Source organism: Streptomyces sp. NBC_00086 (genome assembly GCF_026343255.1).
GTDB lineage: Bacteria > Actinomycetota > Actinomycetes > Streptomycetales > Streptomycetaceae > Streptomyces.
Genome location: NZ_JAPELZ010000001.1, coordinates 2,480,788 through 2,497,863, shown reverse-complemented (window position 1 = coordinate 2,497,863; position 17,076 = coordinate 2,480,788). Strand labels below are relative to the sequence as shown.

The window sequence follows — 17,076 nt, the reverse complement described above, 5'->3', positions numbered from 1 at the left end:
AGGGCTCAGCCGGCCACGGGCTCAGCGGCCACGGGCTCAGCCGGCCACGGGCTGGGACTGCGCCTGGATCGCGGTGATGGCCACGGTGGTGACGATGTCCTGGACCAGGGCGCCGCGCGAGAGGTCGTTGACGGGCTTGCGCAGACCCTGCAGCACCGGGCCGACCGCCACGGCGCCGGCCGAGCGCTGCACGGCCTTGTACGTGTTGTTGCCGGTGTTGAGGTCCGGGAAGATCAGCACCGTCGCGCGGCCGGCCACCTCGGACTCGGGCAGCTTGGTCGCGGCGACCGAGGGCTCCACGGCGGCGTCGTACTGGATCGGCCCCTCGATCAGCAGGTCGGGACGGAGCGCGCGGACGATCTCGGTGGCCTTGCGGACCTTGTCCACGTCCGCGCCCGTGCCGGAGGTGCCGGTGGAGTACGAGAGCATCGCGATCCGCGGCTCCAGGCCGAACGCGGCGGCGGTGGTGGCCGACTGGACGGCGATGTCGGCGAGCTGCTCGGCGTTGGGGTCCGGGTTCACGGCGCAGTCGCCGTACGCGAGGACCCTGTCGGCCAGGCACATGAAGAAGACCGAGGAGACGATGGACGCGTCGGGCTTGGTCTTGATGATCTCGAAGGCCGGGCGGATGGTGGCGGCGGTGGAGTGCACCGAACCGGAGACCATGCCGTCGGCGAGGCCCTCCTGGACCATCAGGGTGCCGAAGTAGTTGACGTCGGTGACCACGTCGTGGGCCAGCTCGACCGTCATGCCCTTGTGGGCGCGGGCCTTGGCGTAGTACTCGGCGAACCGTTCCCGCAGCGGGGAGGTGGCCGGGTCGATGAGCTGGGCGGCCGAGATGTCGATGCCCAGGTCGGCGGCCTTCTTCAGGATCGCCTGCTCCTCGCCCAGCAGGGTGAGGTCGCAGACCCCGCGGCGCAGCACCACGTCCGCGGCGCGCAGCACGCGCTCCTCGGTGCCCTCGGGGAGGACCACGCGGCGGCGCTCGGCCCGGGCCTGCTCCAGCAGCTGGTTCTCGAACATCATCGGGGTGACCCGCTCGGAGCGGGCCACCGAGAGCACCTCGCGCAGCTCGGCGGTGTTCACGTGGCGCTCGAACAGGCCGAGCGCGGTCTCCAGCTTGCGCGGGGTCGCGGAGTTCAGCCGGCTCTGCAGCGCGAAGAGTTCGGCGGCCGTCGGGAAGCTGTTGCCCGCCACCGAGACCACCGGGGTGCCCGGCGCCAGCTTGGAGGCCAGCGTCAGGATGTCCTTGCCCGGGCGCTCGTTCAGCGTCAGCAGCACGCCGGCGATCGGCGGGGTGCCGGAGGTGTGCGCGGCGAGCGCGCCGATGACCAGGTCGGAGCGGTCCCCGGGGGTGACGACCAGGCAGCCGGGGGTCAGGGCGTTGAGGAAGTTGGGCAGCATGGCCCCGCCGAAGACGAAGTCCAGGGCGTCGCGGGCCAGTCCGGCCTCGTCGCCGAGGAGGACCTCGCCGCCGAGCGCCCGGGTGATCTGGGCGACCGTCGGGGCGGACAGGTGCTTGTCGTCCGGCAGGACGTAGCAGGGCACGGGGAGTCTGGCGGCCAGGCGCTCGGCTATCGCGTCGCGGTCCTCGGGGGCCACCCGGTTGACGACCATCGCGCCCACGTGGCAGCCCAGGCTCTCGTACGCGCGGTAGGCGTTGCGGGTCTCGGCGCGCACGGCCTCGGCGGGGTGCTTGGTGCCGCCCACGACGGGGATGACCAGTGCGCCCAGCTCGTTGGCGAGGCGGGCGTTGAGCGCCAACTCGTCCGGGAGGTTGGTGTCGGCGTAGTCGGTGCCGAGGACCAGCATGACCTCGTAGTCGCGGGCCACCTTGTGATAGCGGCCCACGAGCTGGGAGACCAGTTCGTCGGTGCCCTTCTCGGCCAGGATGGCGGAGGCCTCGTGGTACTCCATGCCGTAGGCCGTCGAGGCGTCCTGCTCGATCCGGTACCGGCCCTTGAGCAGGTCGAAGAGCCGGTCGGGCCCGTCGTGCAGCAGGGGGCGGTACACGCCGACCCGGCCGGTCTGGCGGGTCAGGAGCTCCATGATGCCCAGCTCGACGACCTGGCGGCCGTCCCCCCGCTCGATACCCGTCACGTACACGCTGCGCGTCACGCGTGCTCTCCGTCCCAATTCGACTCGGTTGTCCCAGTAAATATGGGGTTGACCTCTTGACAATACCCCTGTGATTCCGTAGGTCGCCCGCCGGGAGAAGGGCCTGTCCGAGGGGGTCGAAAGGCCCTGGGGGCACCCCGCGGGCGCAGTGCCACGGAGCGCGCTCCACCCGGGGCCCATGGAACAATCGGACAGGCTTCACCAATACGCCCTTCATAAGGCACCTCATATGTACGTCGTCGGCTGGACGCCCGCACGCGAACGGCCAGGTACGACCAGGAGCAGGAGACACAGCACGATGCGTATCGGAGTTCTCACCGCAGGCGGCGACTGCCCGGGCCTCAACGCTGTCATCCGGTCGGTCGTACACCGCGCCGTGGTCGGGCACGGGGACGAGGTCATCGGCTTCGAGGACGGCTTCAAGGGCCTCCTCGACGGCAACTACCGCCCCCTCGACATCAACGCCGTCAGCGGCATCCTCGCCCGCGGCGGCACGATCCTCGGATCGGCCCGCATGGAGCGCGCACGCCTCCACGAAGCGGCCGAGAACGCCGCCGAACTGGCCAAGCGCTACGGCATCGACGCCCTGATCCCGATCGGCGGCGAGGGCACCCTGACGGCCGCCCGGATGCTGTCGGACGCCGGCATGCCGGTCGTCGGCGTCCCGAAGACCATCGACAACGACATCTCCTCCACCGACCGCACCTTCGGCTTCGACACCGCCGTCATGGTCGCCACGGAGGCCATCGACCGCCTCAAGACCACCGCCGAATCGCACCAGCGCGTCATGGTCGTCGAGGTCATGGGCCGGCACGCGGGCTGGATCGCCCTGGAATCGGGCATGGCCGGCGGCGCCCACGGCATCTGCCTGCCGGAGCGCCCCTTCGAGGTGGACGCCCTGGTCAAGATGGTGGAGGAACGGTTCGCCCGCGGCAAGAAGTTCGCCGTCATCTGCGTGGCCGAGGGCGCGCACCCCGGCGAGGGCTCCATGCCGTACGAGAAGGGCGCGATCGACCAGTACGGCCACGAGCGCTTCGCCGGCATCGGCAACCGCCTCGCCGTCGAGCTGGAGCGGCGCCTGGGCAAGGAAGCCCGCCCGGTCATCCTCGGTCACGTCCAGCGCGGCGGCACCCCCACCGCCTACGACCGCGTCCTCGCGACCCGCTTCGGCTGGCACGCGGTCGAGGGCGTCCACCGCGGCGACTTCGGCAACATGACCGCCCTGCGCGGCACCGACATCGTCATGGCCCCGCTGGCCGACGCCGTCACCGAGCTGAAGACCGTCCCCGAGGAGCGCATGTACGAGGCCGAGTCCGTCTTCTGACCGTCCCGGCGGCCGGGACTTCCGTCACCGGTCCGGCCGCCGAAAGGCCCGGCCGGCATCGCCGCCGACCGGCCCCGGGGGCGGGACCCCCGCCCCGACTTCGAGCGCCGAAAGGCCCCGACCGCGTCCTCGTCCGGACGGCGGTCGGGGCCTTTCCCGTAGGGAGCCCGCGGGCGGAATGTGTCCTACGACGCACCCCCCGCGAGGTACCAGAACCGCTCCACGATGTCGCTGAGGTACTCACGTCCCGAGTCGCCGCTGCCGGCCTCGCCCTGACCCGTGCCCCAGCTCAGGGTCGCCACCATCCGCGACTGGTACTCGGCGTGCAGCTGCTCCAGCACCCGCTCCAGGTGCGCCTTGGGCACCGGAAGCAGCTTGGACAGCGGCTTCGCGTACGCCTGCCAGCGCGTGGTCACCGCGCTGCGCAGCAGCTCGGCCAGCTCCTCGTGCTTGCCGGTCGCCGTCACGAACTGGGCCAGCGTCAGCCCCAGGGCCGTCGCCAGCGCGGCGGACTGCCGCTCGTTGCCCTTCCAGCGGCCGGTGTCCTCCATCTTCTGGTACGCACCCGCCTCCACCCCGACCCGGCGGGCCAGGTCATCGGCGGCCAGGCCCCGGGCGATGCGGTGCTCCCGCAGGGTGACGGGCTCCGCGAGCAGCTCGCCGGGGGAACACCAGAGCACGCCGGCCAGAGCGGTGACCTCGGGGGAGGTGGGCGAAATCTCGCCACGCTCCCACGCCATCACGGTCTCGGGAGTGACGAGCAGTCCGTACTGGGCGCGCAGGCCATAGGCGACATGACCGGGAGCCATGCCCAGGGCAGCGCGGAGACGACGCGCGGCGGGGGCATTGAAAGGGGGGCTGGAGTGCACATGGCACACCGTAGGAGTGGCCGAGGCTCGGCGACTACAGACCAATCAAACAAGCCCATAACTCGTAGGAACGTCCTACGGAGTAAAGGAGTTTGGACGGTTTTCCCTGCGACTGTCCGGTAATCGGATCGATCTGTCACGCGCAGGTGATCCACTTCCCAGCGTACGGTTCCGGCCGCCCCCGGCGATAGCCCTGTGCGTGATCCCTCTCACAGGAGCGGAAGGACCCGAACCGGCCACCGGACCGCTCCGTGCTCCATGAGGCGGAGGCCCTCGCTCACGGGGGTGGCGAGGGCCTCCGCGACCCCCTCTCCGGGGGCCGGAAGAATCCCGGCGGCTACCGCCGCGGCATCGGACCGAGCCAGACCGTCGCCAGGGGCGGGAGGGTCAGGCGCAGGCTCGCCGCGCGGCCCTGGGCGGGGACCGGTTCGGGGCGCAGGGGCTGGGTGTGGTGGACGCCGCTGCCGCCGTAGAGCTGCTGGTCGGTGTTGAGGACCTCCCGCCACAGCGGGACCTCCTCCGGGACGCCGATCCGGTACCCGTGCCGGACCACCGGCGAGAAGTTCGAGACGCACAGCAGCTGCGAGCCGTCCTGCGCGAAGCGGAGGAAGGCGAAGACGTTGTCCTCCGCCGCGTCCGCCTCCACCCACGCGAACCCCTCCGGCACCGTGTCCCGCTCCCACAGGGCCGGAGCCGCCCGGTAGGTGCGGTTCAGGTCGCCCACGAGGCTGCGTACGCCCCGGTGGTCACCGGCCGCCGCGTACGAGGAGTCCAGCAGCCACCAGTCGGGGCCGTACGTCTCGGACCACTCCGAACCCTGCGCGAACTCCTGCCCCATGAAGAGCAGCTGCTTGCCCGGGTGGGCCCACATGAAGCCCAGGTACGCCCGGTGCGCCGCCCGCTGCTGCCACCAGTCTCCGGGCATCTTCGACACCAGCGAGCCCTTGCCGTGCACCACCTCGTCGTGGGAGATCGGCAGCACGTAGTTCTCGCTGAACGCGTAGACCATCCCGAAGGTCATGTCGTGGTGGTGGTACTTGCGGTGCACCGACTCCTTCGACGCGTAGCGCAGGGTGTCGTGCATCCAGCCCATGTTCCACTTCAGGCCGAAGCCGAGCCCGCCCGCGTCGGTGGGCTGGGTGACGCCCGGCCACGCCGTGGACTCCTCGGCGATCGTCACCACGCCCGGGCAGCGCCGGTAGACGGTGGCGTTCATCTCCTGGAGGAAGGCCATCGCGTCCAGGTTCTCCCGCCCGCCGTGCTCGTTGGGCGTCCACTCGCCGTCCTTGCGCGAGTAGTCGAGGTAGAGCATCGAGGCCACCGCGTCCACGCGCAGCCCGTCCACGTGGAACTCCTGGCACCAGTACACGGCGTTGGCCACGAGGAAGTTGCGGACCTCCCGGCGCCCGTAGTCGAACTCCAGCGTCCCCCAGTCCGGGTGCGCGGCCCGCTGCGGGTCGTGGTGCTCGTACAGCGGCCGGCCGTCGAACTCGGCGAGCGCCCAGTCGTCGCGCGGGAAGTGCGCCGGCACCCAGTCGACGATCACCCCGATCCCGGCCCGGTGCAGCGCGTCCACCAGGAAGCGGAAGTCGTCCGGGGTGCCCATCCGCGAGGTCGGCGCGAAGAAGCCGGTGACCTGGTAGCCCCAGGAGCCGCCGAAGGGGTGCTCGGCGACCGGCATCAGCTCCACGTGCGTGAAGCCGAGCTCCGTCACGTACGCCGGGAGCTGCTCGGCCAGCTGGCGGTAGGAGAGGCCGGGCCGCCAGGACGCCAGGTGCAGCTCGTACACCGAGAAGGGGGCCTGGTGGGGCGGGCGCTCCCCGCGCGAGGCCATCCAGTCGGCGTCCTGCCAGACGTAGGAGGAGGCCGTCACCACCGAGGCGTTCGCCGGCGGGACCTCGGCGTGCTTGGCCATCGGGTCGGCGCGCAGGGTGTGCGAGCCGTCCGGGCGGGTGATGTCGTACTTGTACAGGGCGCCCTCGCCGACGCCGGGCAGGAACAGCTCCCACACGCCGGTCGCCCCGAGCGAGCGCATCGGGTAGGCGACCGAGTCCCAGTACGAGAAGTCCCCGCTGACCCGGACCCCCTGCGCGTTCGGCGCCCACACCGTGAACCGGGTGCCCGCCACGCCCTGGTGCTCCATCGGCTCCGAGCCGAGCGCCGTCCACAGCTCCTCGTGCCGGCCCTCGCCGATCAGGTGCAGGTCGAGCTCGCCGAGCGCGGGCAGGAACCGGTAGGGGTCGTGGACCTCCACCTCGTCGCTGTCGTACGTCACCAGCAGCCGGTAGTCCGGCACCCCGGTCAGCGGCAGCAGCCCGGCGAACAGCCCGTCGCCCTCTTCCAGGAGCTCGGCCCGCAGCCCCTTGGCGACGATGGTCACCGCCTTCGCGTACGGACGCAGCACCCGGAAGGACACCCCGCCCCGCTGGGTGCGGGCCCCGAGCACCGCGTGCGGATCGTGGTGGCGGCCCTCCAGCAGCCGGGCCCGCTCCTGCGCGCCCAGCGCCGGCACCGGCCGGACCCCGCGCGGCGGGGCCGCCTTCCGGGCCCTGGGGGCCCGGGGCTTCTTCACGCCCGTTTCGGTGGAGGCGCCGGCGGCGCCGGAAACGGCGGTCTGGGCTTCGTCGCGGACGGGCGGTGACGGCTGTCGTGCGGCGCTCACGCGAGCGGCCTCCTCGGGGGCTTCGGGTGGTGGGGGGTGGTGGATCCGGGGACGGGGGGATGCGTGCGGTGGGAGGGGGGACGCTGTGGCTCCGACAGCCGCCGGATCGCCGCCATCGGCACGTGCAGCCAGTCGGGCCGGTGCCGGGACTCGTAGCGGGCCTCGTACACCGCCTTGTCGGTCTCGTAGGCGCGCAGCAGGACGGGGTCCTCGCGCGGGTCCCGGCCGGTCGTGCGGGCGTAGCCCTCGCAGAAGGCGGCCCGGCAGTCGTCCGCCCAGGCGGGGGCGAACGGCCGGTGCGAGCGGGCCGCGTAGTCGAAGGAGCGCAGTATTCCGGCGATGTCCCGGACCGCCGGTTCGGGACGGCGCCGGTCGGCCAGCGGCCGGGCCGGCTCGCCCTCGAAGTCGATCAGCGCCCAGCTGCCGTCCAGGGTGCGCAGGGTCTGGCCCAGGTGCAGGTCCCCGTGGATCCGCTGGGCGGACACCCCGGCCCCGCGGGAGGCGGCCAGCGCGTCGAAGGCCCCGCGCAGCCCCGCCTCGTAGGGACGCAGGGCCGGTACCTCGCGGGCGGTGGCGGCGAGCCGGGCCGTCATCCCGGCGGCGAGGCGGGCCGTCTGCTCCGGGCCCAGCGCGACGGTGGGCAGGGCCCCGGCCAGCGCGCTGTGCACCTCGGCGGTGGCCCGGCCCAGCGCGTGCGCCTCGGCGGTGAAGTCGGCTCCGGTGCGCAGCCGGTGCAGCGCGAGCTGCCAGCCGTCGTCGGAGCCGCGCAGGTACGGCTGGAGCACGCCCAGGGTCAGCGGTTCGGAGCCGGGCAGCTCGGCCTCGTACCAGGCGACCGGCGCGGGCACCCGGGTGCAGCCGGCCGCGGCCAGGGCCCGGGGCAGCTCCAGGTCGGGGTTCACCCCGGGGCCGACCCGTCTGAAGATCTTCAGGATGTACGAATCCCCGTAGATCAGCGAGGAGTTGGTCTGTTCCCCGGACAGCGGCCGGGGTGTGGGTGCCTCGGGGATCACGGCGGCCGGATCCCGGTCGAAGCGCAGCGGGCCCAGGGTGCCGGGGGAGCGCAGCCGCTCCAGCAGCAGCGAGGCGAGCCGCGGATCGCCCAGCCCTTCGTAGACCGACTGGCCGGCGTACGGGCCCTGCTCGGCGCGGCCGATCAGCGCGGGCGCCAGGGCCGGCGGCAGTGGGCTCGGGCGGACGCCGAGCAGGAGCTGGTAGCAGTCCCCGTCGACGTCGAGCAGCAGGTGCAGCAGTCCGGGGGCGGCCCCGGGCGGGAGCAGTTCGGCCGCCGAGATGGTCCTGAGCCGCCCGATGGCACGGCCCTTGCCCGCGAACCAGCGCTGCGCGGGCAGCCAGGCCCGCAGCATCGGCTCCAGTGGGCCGAGCCCGAGCCCGAGCCCGGTTGCCCGGTCGGCGGTGAGCCGATCCCGGGCGGATGCAGCCTCCGACATGGCGTCGCGTCCTTTCCCCGGGCCGTCAAGAATGCGCAGAGTGTCCCGGATCGTGCTGATTGCTTCTCCGGTGTGAGCGAGTGTCGGGTCAGAAAGGTCCGTACAGGGGCGGGCGATTGACCCATTCGCCCGCCCTCGTGCACCTCGTGCGTCGTCACCGCGAGCGGGTCTTCACTCCGAGCGCAGGCGGAACCAGTAGAAGCCGTGGCCCGCCAGGGTCAGCAGGTACGGCCATTCGCCGATCGGCGGGAAGCGGACGTCGCCGGTGAGTTCCACCGGGACCCGCCCGTTGAACGACCGCAGGTCCAGCTCGGTGGGCTGCGCGAAGCGCGAGAAGTTGTGCACGCACAGCACCAGGTCGTCCCCGTACTCACGGAGGAAGGCCAGCACCGCCGGGTTGGTCGACGGCAGTTCGGTGTACGAGCCGAGTCCGAAGGCCGGGTTGGCCTTGCGGACCTCGATCATCCGGCGGGTCCAGTGCAGCAGCGAAGACGGTGATGCCATCGCCGCTTCGACATTGGTCACCTGGTACCCGTGGACCGGGTCCATGATGACCGGCAGGTTCAGCCTGCCCGGATCGCACGAGGAGAAACCGGCGTTGCGGTCCGGGGTCCACTGCATCGGCGTGCGCACGCCGTCGCGGTCGCCGAGCCAGATGTTGTCGCCCATGCCGATCTCGTCGCCGTAGTACAGCACCGGCGAACCGGGCAGCGACAGCAGCAGGGCGGTGAACAGCTCCATCTGGTTGCGGTCGTTGTCCAGCAGGGGGGCGAGCCGGCGCCGGATGCCGATGTTGGCCCGCATCCGCGGGTCCTTGGCGTACTCGGCGTACATGTAGTCGCGCTCTTCGTCCGTGACCATTTCGAGCGTGAGCTCGTCGTGGTTGCGCAGGAAGATGCCCCACTGGCAGCGGTCCGGGATCGCCGGGGTCTTCGCCAGGATTTCGGAGACGGGGTAGCGGGACTCTCTTCGCACCGCCATGAAGATGCGCGGCATGACGGGGAAGTGGAAGGCCATGTGGCACTCGTCCCCGCCCTTCTGGAAGTCCCCGAAGTAGTCGACGACGTCCTCGGGCCACTGGTTGGCCTCGGCGAGCAGCACCGTGTCCGGGTAGTGCGCGTCGATCTCGGCGCGGACCGCCTTGAGGAGGGTGTGCGTGCGCGGCAGGTTCTCGCAGTTGGTGCCCTCCTCGGCGTACAGGTAGGGCACGGCGTCGAGGCGGAAGCCGTCGATGCCGAGGTCGAGCCAGAAGCGCAGCGCGGAGACGATCTCCTCGACCACGGCCGGGTTCTCGTAGTTGAGGTCCGGCTGGTGGGAGAAGAACCGGTGCCAGTAGTACTGCTTGCGGACCGGGTCGTACGTCCAGTTCGACGTCTCGGTGTCGACGAAGATGATGCGGGCGTCCTGGAACTGCTTGTCGTTGTCGGCCCACATGTAGTAGTCGCCGTAGGGCCCGTCCGGGTCCTTGCGGGACTGCTGGAACCACTCGTGCTGATCGCTCGTGTGGTTCATCACGAAGTCGATGATCACCCGCATGCCGCGGGTGTGCGCCGCGTCCACGAACTCCACGAAGTCGGCGAGGTCGCCGAATTCGGGCAGCACTGAGGTGTAGTCGGCGACGTCGTAGCCCCCGTCGCGCAGGGGGGAGGCGAAGAACGGCGGGAGCCACAGGCAGTCGACGCCGAGCCACTGGAGGTAGTCCAGTTTGGCGGTGAGCCCCTTGAGGTCACCCACGCCGTCGCCGTTGCTGTCGTGGAAGGACCGTACGAGGACCTCGTAGAAGACCGCCCGCTTGAACCAGTCGGGATCGCGGTCCTTGGCGGGGGTGTCCTCGAAGGTGTCGGGGACGGGATCGTTGATCATCATGAGATGGGTGACCCTCCGGTGGGCGGGGACGGTCGCAGAGCCGCCAGAACGTGCGCGGGCGTGCGGCCCGGTTCCAGGCGCACGTAGTTGGCCCTGCCCCAGTGATAGGTCTCGCCGGTGAGCTCGTCGCGCACCGCGAGGGACCCGTGCCAGTCGAGGCCGAGTACCGGCATGTCCAACGAGACCGTCGCCTCCTGGGTGTGGTGCGGATCGAGGTTGACGACCACCAGTACGGAATTGCTCCCCGCGTGCTTCGAATAGGCGATCACCTGTTCGTTGTCGGTCGGGTGGAAATGGATGTCGCGCAGCTGCTGGAGCGCCGGGTTGCGGCGGCGCAGCCGGTTCAGGGAGGTGATCAGCGGGGCGATGGAGCGGCCCTCGCGGTCGGCGGCGGCCCAGTCGCGCGGGCGCAGCTCGTACTTCTCGGAGTTCAGGTACTCCTCGCTGCCCTCCTTGACCGGGGTGTTCTCGCAGAGCTCGTAGCCGGCGTAGACCCCCCAGGTGGGGGAGAGCGTGGCGGCGAGGACGGCGCGGATCTCGAAGGCGGGGCGGCCGCCGTGCTGAAGGTATGCGTGCAGGATGTCGGGGGTGTTGACGAAGAAATTCGGCCGCATGACGGAGGCGGAGGCGGTGTCCGCGAGCTCGGTCACGTACTCGGTCAGCTCGGCCTTGGTGTTGCGCCAGGTGAAGTACGTGTAGGACTGCTGGAAGCCGACGGCGGCCAGCGCCCGCATCATCGCCGGGCGGGTGAAGGCCTCGGCGAGGAAGATCACGTCGGGGTCGGACTTGTTGATATCCGCGATCACCTTCTGCCAGAAGACCACCGGCTTGGTGTGCGGGTTGTCGACCCGGAAGATCCGGACGCCGTGCTCCATCCAGTGCCGCAGGATCCGCACCGTCTCCTCGACGATGCCGGCCATGTCGGAGTCGAAGTGGATGGGGACGATGTCCTGGTACTTCTTCGGCGGGTTCTCCGCGTACGCGATCGTCCCGTCGGCGCGGTGGCGGAACCACTCCGGGTGCTTCTCCACCCACGGGTGGTCCGGGGAGCACTGCAGGGCGAAGTCGAGCGCCACCTCGATGCGCAGCTCGCGGGCCTTGGCGACGAAGGCGTCGAAGTCCTCCAGGGTGCCGAGCTCCGGGTGGACCGCGTCGTGGCCGCCCTCGGTGGAGCCGATGGCCCAGGGCACGCCCGGATCCCAACTCCCGGCGGACAGCGTGTTGTTCGGGCCCTTGCGGTAGGTGCTCCCGATCGGGTGGATGGGCGGCAGGTACACCACGTCGAAGCCCATCGCGGCGACCGCCGGCAGCCGCTCCGCGGCGGTGCGGAAGGTTCCGCTGACGGGAGCCCCGCCGGGCTCCAGCACCGCCCCCTCCGACCGGGGGAACATCTCGTACCAGGACCCGAAGAGGGCCCGCTTGCGCTCGATCAGCAGCGGCAGCGGCTTGGAGGCCGTCACCAGCTCCCGGAGCGGGCGCTTCGCGAGCAGCGCGTCGATCCGCGGGCCGAGGGCGGCGGCGTACCGCTCGGCGACGGGCCGGTCCTCGTCGCGCATCACGTCGGCGGCGGCCAGCACGTGCTCGCGGCCGTCCCGCTTGGGGATCTTGGCGGCGGCCCGCTCGTAGAGCTCGGCGCCCTCCAGGAGGGTGAGCCCGGTGTCGATCCCGGCCGGGATCTTCACCGCCGCGTGGGCCCGCCAGGTGCCCACCGGGTCGCTCCACGCCTCGACGGTGTAGGTCCACTTCCCCTCGACCTCGGCGGACACCCGCGCCCCCCACCGGTCGGTGCCGGGAGCGAGCTCGGACAGGGGCACGGGGGGCCGCAGCCGCCCGCTCGGATCTCGGAGCACGACATGGGCCGCCACGGCGTCGTGCCCCTCGCGGAACACGGTGGCGGAAATCTCGAAGACCTCGTCCACGACCGCCTTGGCGGGTCTGACGCCGCAGTCGACGGCGGGGCGGACGTCCAGCACGGGAATGCGACCGATCATGATGGGATCACCTGGGGGCAGTTCGCAGGGCTCGGTGACAACAGGCCAGCCGGCAAGGCAGCTGGTAGTGCACGCTCTGTTCGCTCTGTTTCTAGCCGCTCGGAAGACGGCTGGGCTGCGGGCATGGCCGCTCCTGTCCGCGTTCACTCGGGTGGCGGGGAGGCGGTTCCGGGGTGCGCCGTGCGCTGTACCCGAGGAGCCCTTCCCACTCCTGCCCGGCCCAACCCGGGTGTTCGGTTAACTACTCGTATGTAGTGGAACGCCTGCCCGGCCGCCGCGGCCCGACACCTGCCGATGCTCCGTCAACTCGGATAGGACTAACGGATGTCAACCTCTCCGCTCTTCCGCTACACGGGCCCGCCCGAACTGGCCGAGACCGTACGGCCCGAAGCGCGCGGGCGGGCCGTCCGCACGGCGGCGGACCTGGAGGGCGACCCGGGCGAGCCGCACACCTACGTGGTGGACGCCCCGGGCCTGCTGCGGATCGCCCCGCGCCGCAGCGAGCACGTCGCGTGCGCGGGCGGCGCCCCCGTCCGGGCGGCGGGCGAGATCAGCTTCGCGCGGGATCCGGCGACCGGCTGGAGCGCCGTGGAGGTGAGCAACCTGTCCACCGGCTACTGCCCCGACCTGACGGCCTGGCCGGCCGTCGCCGCGGCCCTGGACCGGGCGGGCATCCGCCACCCGGCGGCCTTCACCCACGCCGTGGTCTTCCGCCGGTGCACCTCCTGCGGCGCGTGCAACGTGGTCCGCGACGACTGGTTCGTGTGCGTCTTCTGCGACGGCGAACTCCCGCCGCAATGGAACGTGGACGCGGGGCCGGGCTCCGCGTGACCCCGGGGGTGCCAACGGCTCCGGAGGTGCGCGCAGTCGGTGGAGGCCCGCTGGAGGCGCCATGGTCGGGGGAAGGGGAGGGCGCTAGCCTTCCGAGGGTGACGCTCGCGGTGCACAGCGTGGTGCGGCCGCTCCGATCCGTAATCCCCTGCGAAGGTGGAACGCGTGAAGGCTATCCGTCGATTCACCGTGCGCCCCGTCCTCCCCGAGACCCTCTCGCCGCTCGCCGACCTCGCGCGCAACCTGCGCTGGTCCTGGCACGCCGAGACCCGTGAACTCTTCCAATCCGTCGATCCCGAGGGCTGGCAAGCCGCCGGCGGGGATCCCGTCCGGCTGCTCGGCGCCGTGTCCGCCGCGCGGATCGCCGAGCTCGCCGGGGACCGGCGGTTCCTGAGGCGGCTCGCCGTCGCCGCCGCCGACCTCGATGACTACGTCCACGGCGGGAGGTGGTACCAGAGCCACGAGGCCGCCGCAGACCTGCCCGCCGGCATCGCCTACTTCTCGCCCGAGTTCGGGATCACCGCCGCCCTGCCCCAGTACTCCGGCGGGCTCGGCATCCTCGCCGGGGACCACCTCAAGGCCGCCAGCGACCTCGGCGTCCCCCTCATCGGCGTCGGACTCCTCTACCGGCACGGCTACTTCCGCCAGTCCCTCTCCCGGGACGGCTGGCAGCAGGAGCACTACCCGGTGCTCGACCCCAACGAACTGCCCCTCGCGCTGGTGCGCGAGGAGGACGGGACCCCCGCCCGGGTGTCCCTGAGCCTCCCCGGCGGCCGGGCCCTGCACGCACACGTCTGGCAGGCCCGCGTCGGCCGGGTGCCGCTGCTGCTCCTCGACTCCGACGTCGAGGAGAACGACGCCGTGGCCCGCGAGGTGACCGACCGGCTCTACGGCGGCGGCAGCGACCACCGGCTGCTCCAGGAGATGCTCCTCGGCATCGGCGGGGTCCGGGCGGTGCGCGCCTACTGCCGGATCACCGGCCATCCCGACCCCGAGGTCTTCCACACCAACGAGGGCCACGCCGGGTTCCTGGGACTGGAGCGCATAAGGGAACTGGAGGGAGCGCAGGGACTCGGCTTCGACGCCGCCGTCGAAGCCGTCCGGGCCGGCACCGTGTTCACCACGCACACCCCCGTCCCCGCCGGCATCGACCGCTTCGACCGGGCCCTGGTCGCCCGCCACTTCGGCGAGGGCGGCGAACTGGCCGGCGTACCCGTCGACCGGATCCTGGCCCTCGGCGCCGAGACCTACCCCGGCGGCGACCCGGGGGTGTTCAACATGGCGGTGATGGGCCTGCGCCTCGCCCAGCGGGCCAACGGGGTCTCCACCCTGCACGGCGCCGTCAGCCGCGAGATGTTCGCCGGGCTGTGGCCGGGCTTCGACCCCGCCGACGTGCCCATCACCTCGGTGACCAACGGCGTGCACGCCCCGACCTGGGTGGCGCCCGAGGTCGTCAAGCTCGGCGCCAAGCAGATCGGCGCCGGCCGCACCGAGGACGCGCTCTCCGTCGGCGGCTCGCAGCGCTGGGACGCCGTCGCCGACATCCCCGACCAGGACGTCTGGGACCTGCGCCGGGTGCTCCGGGAACAGCTCGTCCAAGAGGTACGGGACCGCCTGCGCGCCTCCTGGCGCCAGCGCGGGGCCGCCGCCGCCGAGCTCGGCTGGGTGGACTCCGTACTCGACCCCGACGTGCTGACCATCGGGTTCGCCCGCCGGGTGCCGTCCTACAAGCGGCTCACGCTGATGCTGCGCGACCCCGACCGGCTGCGCCGCCTGCTGCTGGACCCCGACCGGCCCGTGCAGATCGTGGTCGCGGGCAAGGCGCACCCGGCCGACGACGGCGGGAAGCGGCTCGTCCAGGAACTGGTGAGGTTCGCGGACGACCCCCGCGTGCGCCACCGGATCGTGTTCCTGCCCGACTACGGCATGGCCATGGCCCAGAAGCTCTACCCGGGCTGCGACGTCTGGCTGAACAACCCGCTGCGCCCGCTGGAGGCCTGCGGCACCAGCGGGATGAAGGCGGCGCTCAACGGCTGCCTCAACCTGTCCGTCCTGGACGGCTGGTGGGACGAATGGTTCGAGCCGGACTTCGGCTGGGCCATCCCGACCGCCGACGGACTCGGCGCGGACGAGGACCGCCGCGACGACCTGGAGGCGAACGCCCTCTACGACCTGATCGAGGGCCGGGTCGCACCCCGGTTCTACGACCGGGCCGGACAGGCCGGACTCCCGGTGCGGTGGATCGAGATGGTCCGTCGCACCCTCGTCTCCCTGGGGCCCAAGGTGCTCGCGGGGCGCATGGTGCGGGAGTACGTGGAGCGGCTCTACGCACCGGCCGCGCTCTCCCACCGCGCCCTGACCGCGGACCCGGCGCGGGACCTCGCCTGGTGGAAGGGGCGGGTCCGCGCGGCCTGGCCGCAGGTCACCGTCGAGCACGTGGAGGCCCTGACCGCGGGCCCGGTCGGCGGCACCGCCGAACTCGGGGCCACCCTCACCCTGCGCGTGCAGGTCTCCCTCGACGCCCTGGCCCCCGAGGACGTGGAGGTACAGGCCGTCGCGGGCCGGGTCGACGCGCAGGACGTGATCCAGGGCGGGCGGGCCTTCCCGCTCAAGCCCGCCGGCGGACCCGACCTGGAGGGCCGCTGGCTGTACGAGGGCCCGCTCGCCCTCGACCGTACGGGACCCTTCGGCTACACCGTACGGATCATGCCGGCGCACCCGCTGCTGGCGACCCCGGCCGAACTGGGCCTGGTCGCGGGCCCCGCCACGGGCACCGGCACGGACCCGGACGCGGGAAGCGGCGTCGTGCTGCGCTGACGGCCCCGGCCGTTCGGGGCCAGAGCTCAGGGGGCGGGCGGCGGGTCCACCAGCCGCCCGTCCTCCACCAGCATCCCGGCCCGCTTGATGCTGCGCAGGGCCGGGATCACCTCCACCTGCCCCACCCCGTCCACCGCGCCGATCCGCTCGGTCAGGTACGTGTACAGCGCGTCCGTGTCCCGGCACACCACCACCGCCATCAGCGAGGCGGCCCCGGTCACCGCCGCCGCGAAGGCCACCTCGCGGTGGCCCGCCAGCGCCGCCCCCACCTGCGCCAGCCGGGCGGGCGGAACGGTCAGCACGATCGTCGCCTCCGCCTCGTAGCCGAAGAGCGCCGGGACGAACTCCACGTCGAAGAAGACCGCCCCCACCTCGCGGAGCCGCTCCAGCCTGCGCCGCGCGGTGGACTCCGACAGACCGCCGGCACGCGCCAGTTCCGGGTACCCGGCGCGGCCGTCCCGGCCCAGCACCGCGAGCAGGGCCAGCTCCGCCTCGTCGAGCGCGTACCGCTGCGGACCCGGTTCCACGGCGGGCCGTTCCAGGGCCGCGGTCTGGTCGGGGCGCAGTACGTCCAGGCCCACCCAGGCGTCGGGCCCGCCGAAGAACTTCCGCAGGATGGTGTGGGCGCTCACCGCGGTCACCCTGCGGGTCCGCGGCAGCTTCTCCAGCAGCAGGGCGTCCCGGTCCTGGCGGGTGCGGGCCCGGGTCATGCAATGGATCTCGGTACCGCCCGAGCCCAGGGTCACCCACGCGATGTCCGGGCGGCGGGCGAGCGCCTCGGCCACCGGGAGCGCGGCGTCGGGGGCGCACTGCACCCGGAGCCAGGACTCGAACAGCCCGACCCGGCTGCCCAGCGGCAGCCCGACGACCCGGATCAGCCCGGAGGTCCGCAGCCGCCGGTAGCGCCGTACGACGGTCTGGTCGGAGACCTCCAGCACCTCGGCCAGCCGGCTGAAGGGGGCCCGGCCGTCGATGGTGAGGGCCTGGACCAGGGACCGGTCGAGCGGATCCAGCTCCGATTCGTTCACGGTTTCCATCATCACAGACCCGGCTGTGGGTGAAATCCGCCGGCAAGGGGGTGCTGGGTGGGGGTGGGCCGCGGTGGGCTGGAACCTTGTGGGAGGCGGAAGCCGCGCCCCGCCGGACC

Annotated in this window: 10 protein-coding genes; 3 read left to right on the top strand and 7 right to left on the bottom strand. The window is 72.2% G+C overall.

Features of this window, described 5'->3' with window-relative positions; genetic code table 11:
* Window positions 1-36: 36 nt before the first annotated feature.
* On the bottom strand, window positions 37-2,118 hold the full coding sequence (pta, locus tag OG276_RS10850; protein WP_266904340.1) for a phosphate acetyltransferase: 2,082 nt from the start codon (window positions 2,116-2,118) through the stop codon (window positions 37-39).
* Between the two features lie 298 nt (window positions 2,119-2,416).
* On the opposite strand from pta, the gene OG276_RS10845 reads away from it, so the two are divergent.
* The gene (locus OG276_RS10845) at window positions 2,417-3,442 is read left to right on the top strand and encodes an ATP-dependent 6-phosphofructokinase (RefSeq protein WP_266904338.1); all 1,026 of its coding nucleotides are present in this window, start codon (window positions 2,417-2,419) and stop codon (window positions 3,440-3,442) included.
* A gap of 185 nt (window positions 3,443-3,627) precedes the next feature.
* On the opposite strand, the gene OG276_RS10840 is transcribed toward OG276_RS10845, so the two are convergent.
* From OG276_RS10840 to OG276_RS10820, 5 genes are all read right to left on the bottom strand, one after another.
* On the bottom strand, window positions 3,628-4,251 hold the full coding sequence (locus OG276_RS10840) for a helix-turn-helix domain-containing protein (RefSeq protein ID WP_266904336.1): 624 nt from the start codon (window positions 4,249-4,251) through the stop codon (window positions 3,628-3,630).
* 397 nt (window positions 4,252-4,648) lie between these two features.
* A complete protein-coding gene (gene glgB, locus OG276_RS10835; RefSeq protein WP_323182326.1) occupies window positions 4,649-6,973 on the bottom strand; it encodes a 1,4-alpha-glucan branching enzyme in 2,325 nt (774 codons plus the stop codon).
* Window positions 6,970-8,424 carry a phosphotransferase gene (locus tag OG276_RS10830; protein WP_266904334.1) on the bottom strand — a complete coding sequence of 485 codons (1,455 nt, stop codon included), beginning with the start codon at window positions 8,422-8,424 and terminating at the stop codon, window positions 6,970-6,972. The genes glgB and OG276_RS10830 overlap by 4 nt, the downstream gene beginning before the upstream one ends.
* Window positions 8,425-8,595: 171 nt before the next feature.
* Entirely contained in the window at window positions 8,596-10,290 is a 1,695-nt protein-coding gene (gene treS / locus OG276_RS10825) for a maltose alpha-D-glucosyltransferase (RefSeq protein WP_266904332.1), read from the bottom strand.
* Complete coding sequence (locus OG276_RS10820) at window positions 10,287-12,281, bottom strand: alpha-1,4-glucan--maltose-1-phosphate maltosyltransferase (RefSeq protein ID WP_266904329.1); 1,995 nt, start codon at window positions 12,279-12,281, stop codon at window positions 10,287-10,289. The genes treS and OG276_RS10820 overlap by 4 nt, the downstream gene beginning before the upstream one ends.
* A gap of 324 nt (window positions 12,282-12,605) precedes the next feature.
* Between OG276_RS10820 and OG276_RS10815 the strand changes: the two genes are divergently transcribed.
* Both OG276_RS10815 and glgP read left to right on the top strand, forming a co-directional pair.
* Complete coding sequence (locus OG276_RS10815) at window positions 12,606-13,112, top strand: hypothetical protein (RefSeq protein ID WP_266904327.1); 507 nt, start codon at window positions 12,606-12,608, stop codon at window positions 13,110-13,112.
* 165 nt (window positions 13,113-13,277) lie between these two features.
* Complete coding sequence (gene glgP, locus OG276_RS10810; RefSeq protein ID WP_266904325.1) at window positions 13,278-15,929, top strand: alpha-glucan family phosphorylase; 2,652 nt, start codon at window positions 13,278-13,280, stop codon at window positions 15,927-15,929.
* 26 nt (window positions 15,930-15,955) lie between these two features.
* Here the strand turns inward: glgP and OG276_RS10805 are convergent, their stop codons facing one another.
* Window positions 15,956-16,966 carry an Lrp/AsnC family transcriptional regulator gene (locus tag OG276_RS10805; RefSeq protein ID WP_266912692.1) on the bottom strand — a complete coding sequence of 337 codons (1,011 nt, stop codon included), beginning with the start codon at window positions 16,964-16,966 and terminating at the stop codon, window positions 15,956-15,958.
* Window positions 16,967-17,076 lie beyond the last annotated feature (110 nt).

Coding starts and splice junctions, on each gene's coding strand:
- OG276_RS10820 (WP_266904329.1), bottom strand. CDS start 12,281: ATGATCGGTCGCATTCCCGTGCTGGACGTCCGCCCCGCCGTCGACTGC.
- treS (WP_266904332.1), bottom strand. CDS start 10,290: ATGATGATCAACGATCCCGTCCCCGACACCTTCGAGGACACCCCCGCC.
- OG276_RS10815 (WP_266904327.1), top strand. CDS start 12,606: ATGTCAACCTCTCCGCTCTTCCGCTACACGGGCCCGCCCGAACTGGCC.
- OG276_RS10830 (WP_266904334.1), bottom strand. CDS start 8,424: ATGTCGGAGGCTGCATCCGCCCGGGATCGGCTCACCGCCGACCGGGCA.
- OG276_RS10805 (WP_266912692.1), bottom strand. CDS start 16,966: ATGGAAACCGTGAACGAATCGGAGCTGGATCCGCTCGACCGGTCCCTG.
- OG276_RS10840 (WP_266904336.1), bottom strand. CDS start 4,251: ATGGCTCCCGGTCATGTCGCCTATGGCCTGCGCGCCCAGTACGGACTG.
- OG276_RS10845 (WP_266904338.1), top strand. CDS start 2,417: ATGCGTATCGGAGTTCTCACCGCAGGCGGCGACTGCCCGGGCCTCAAC.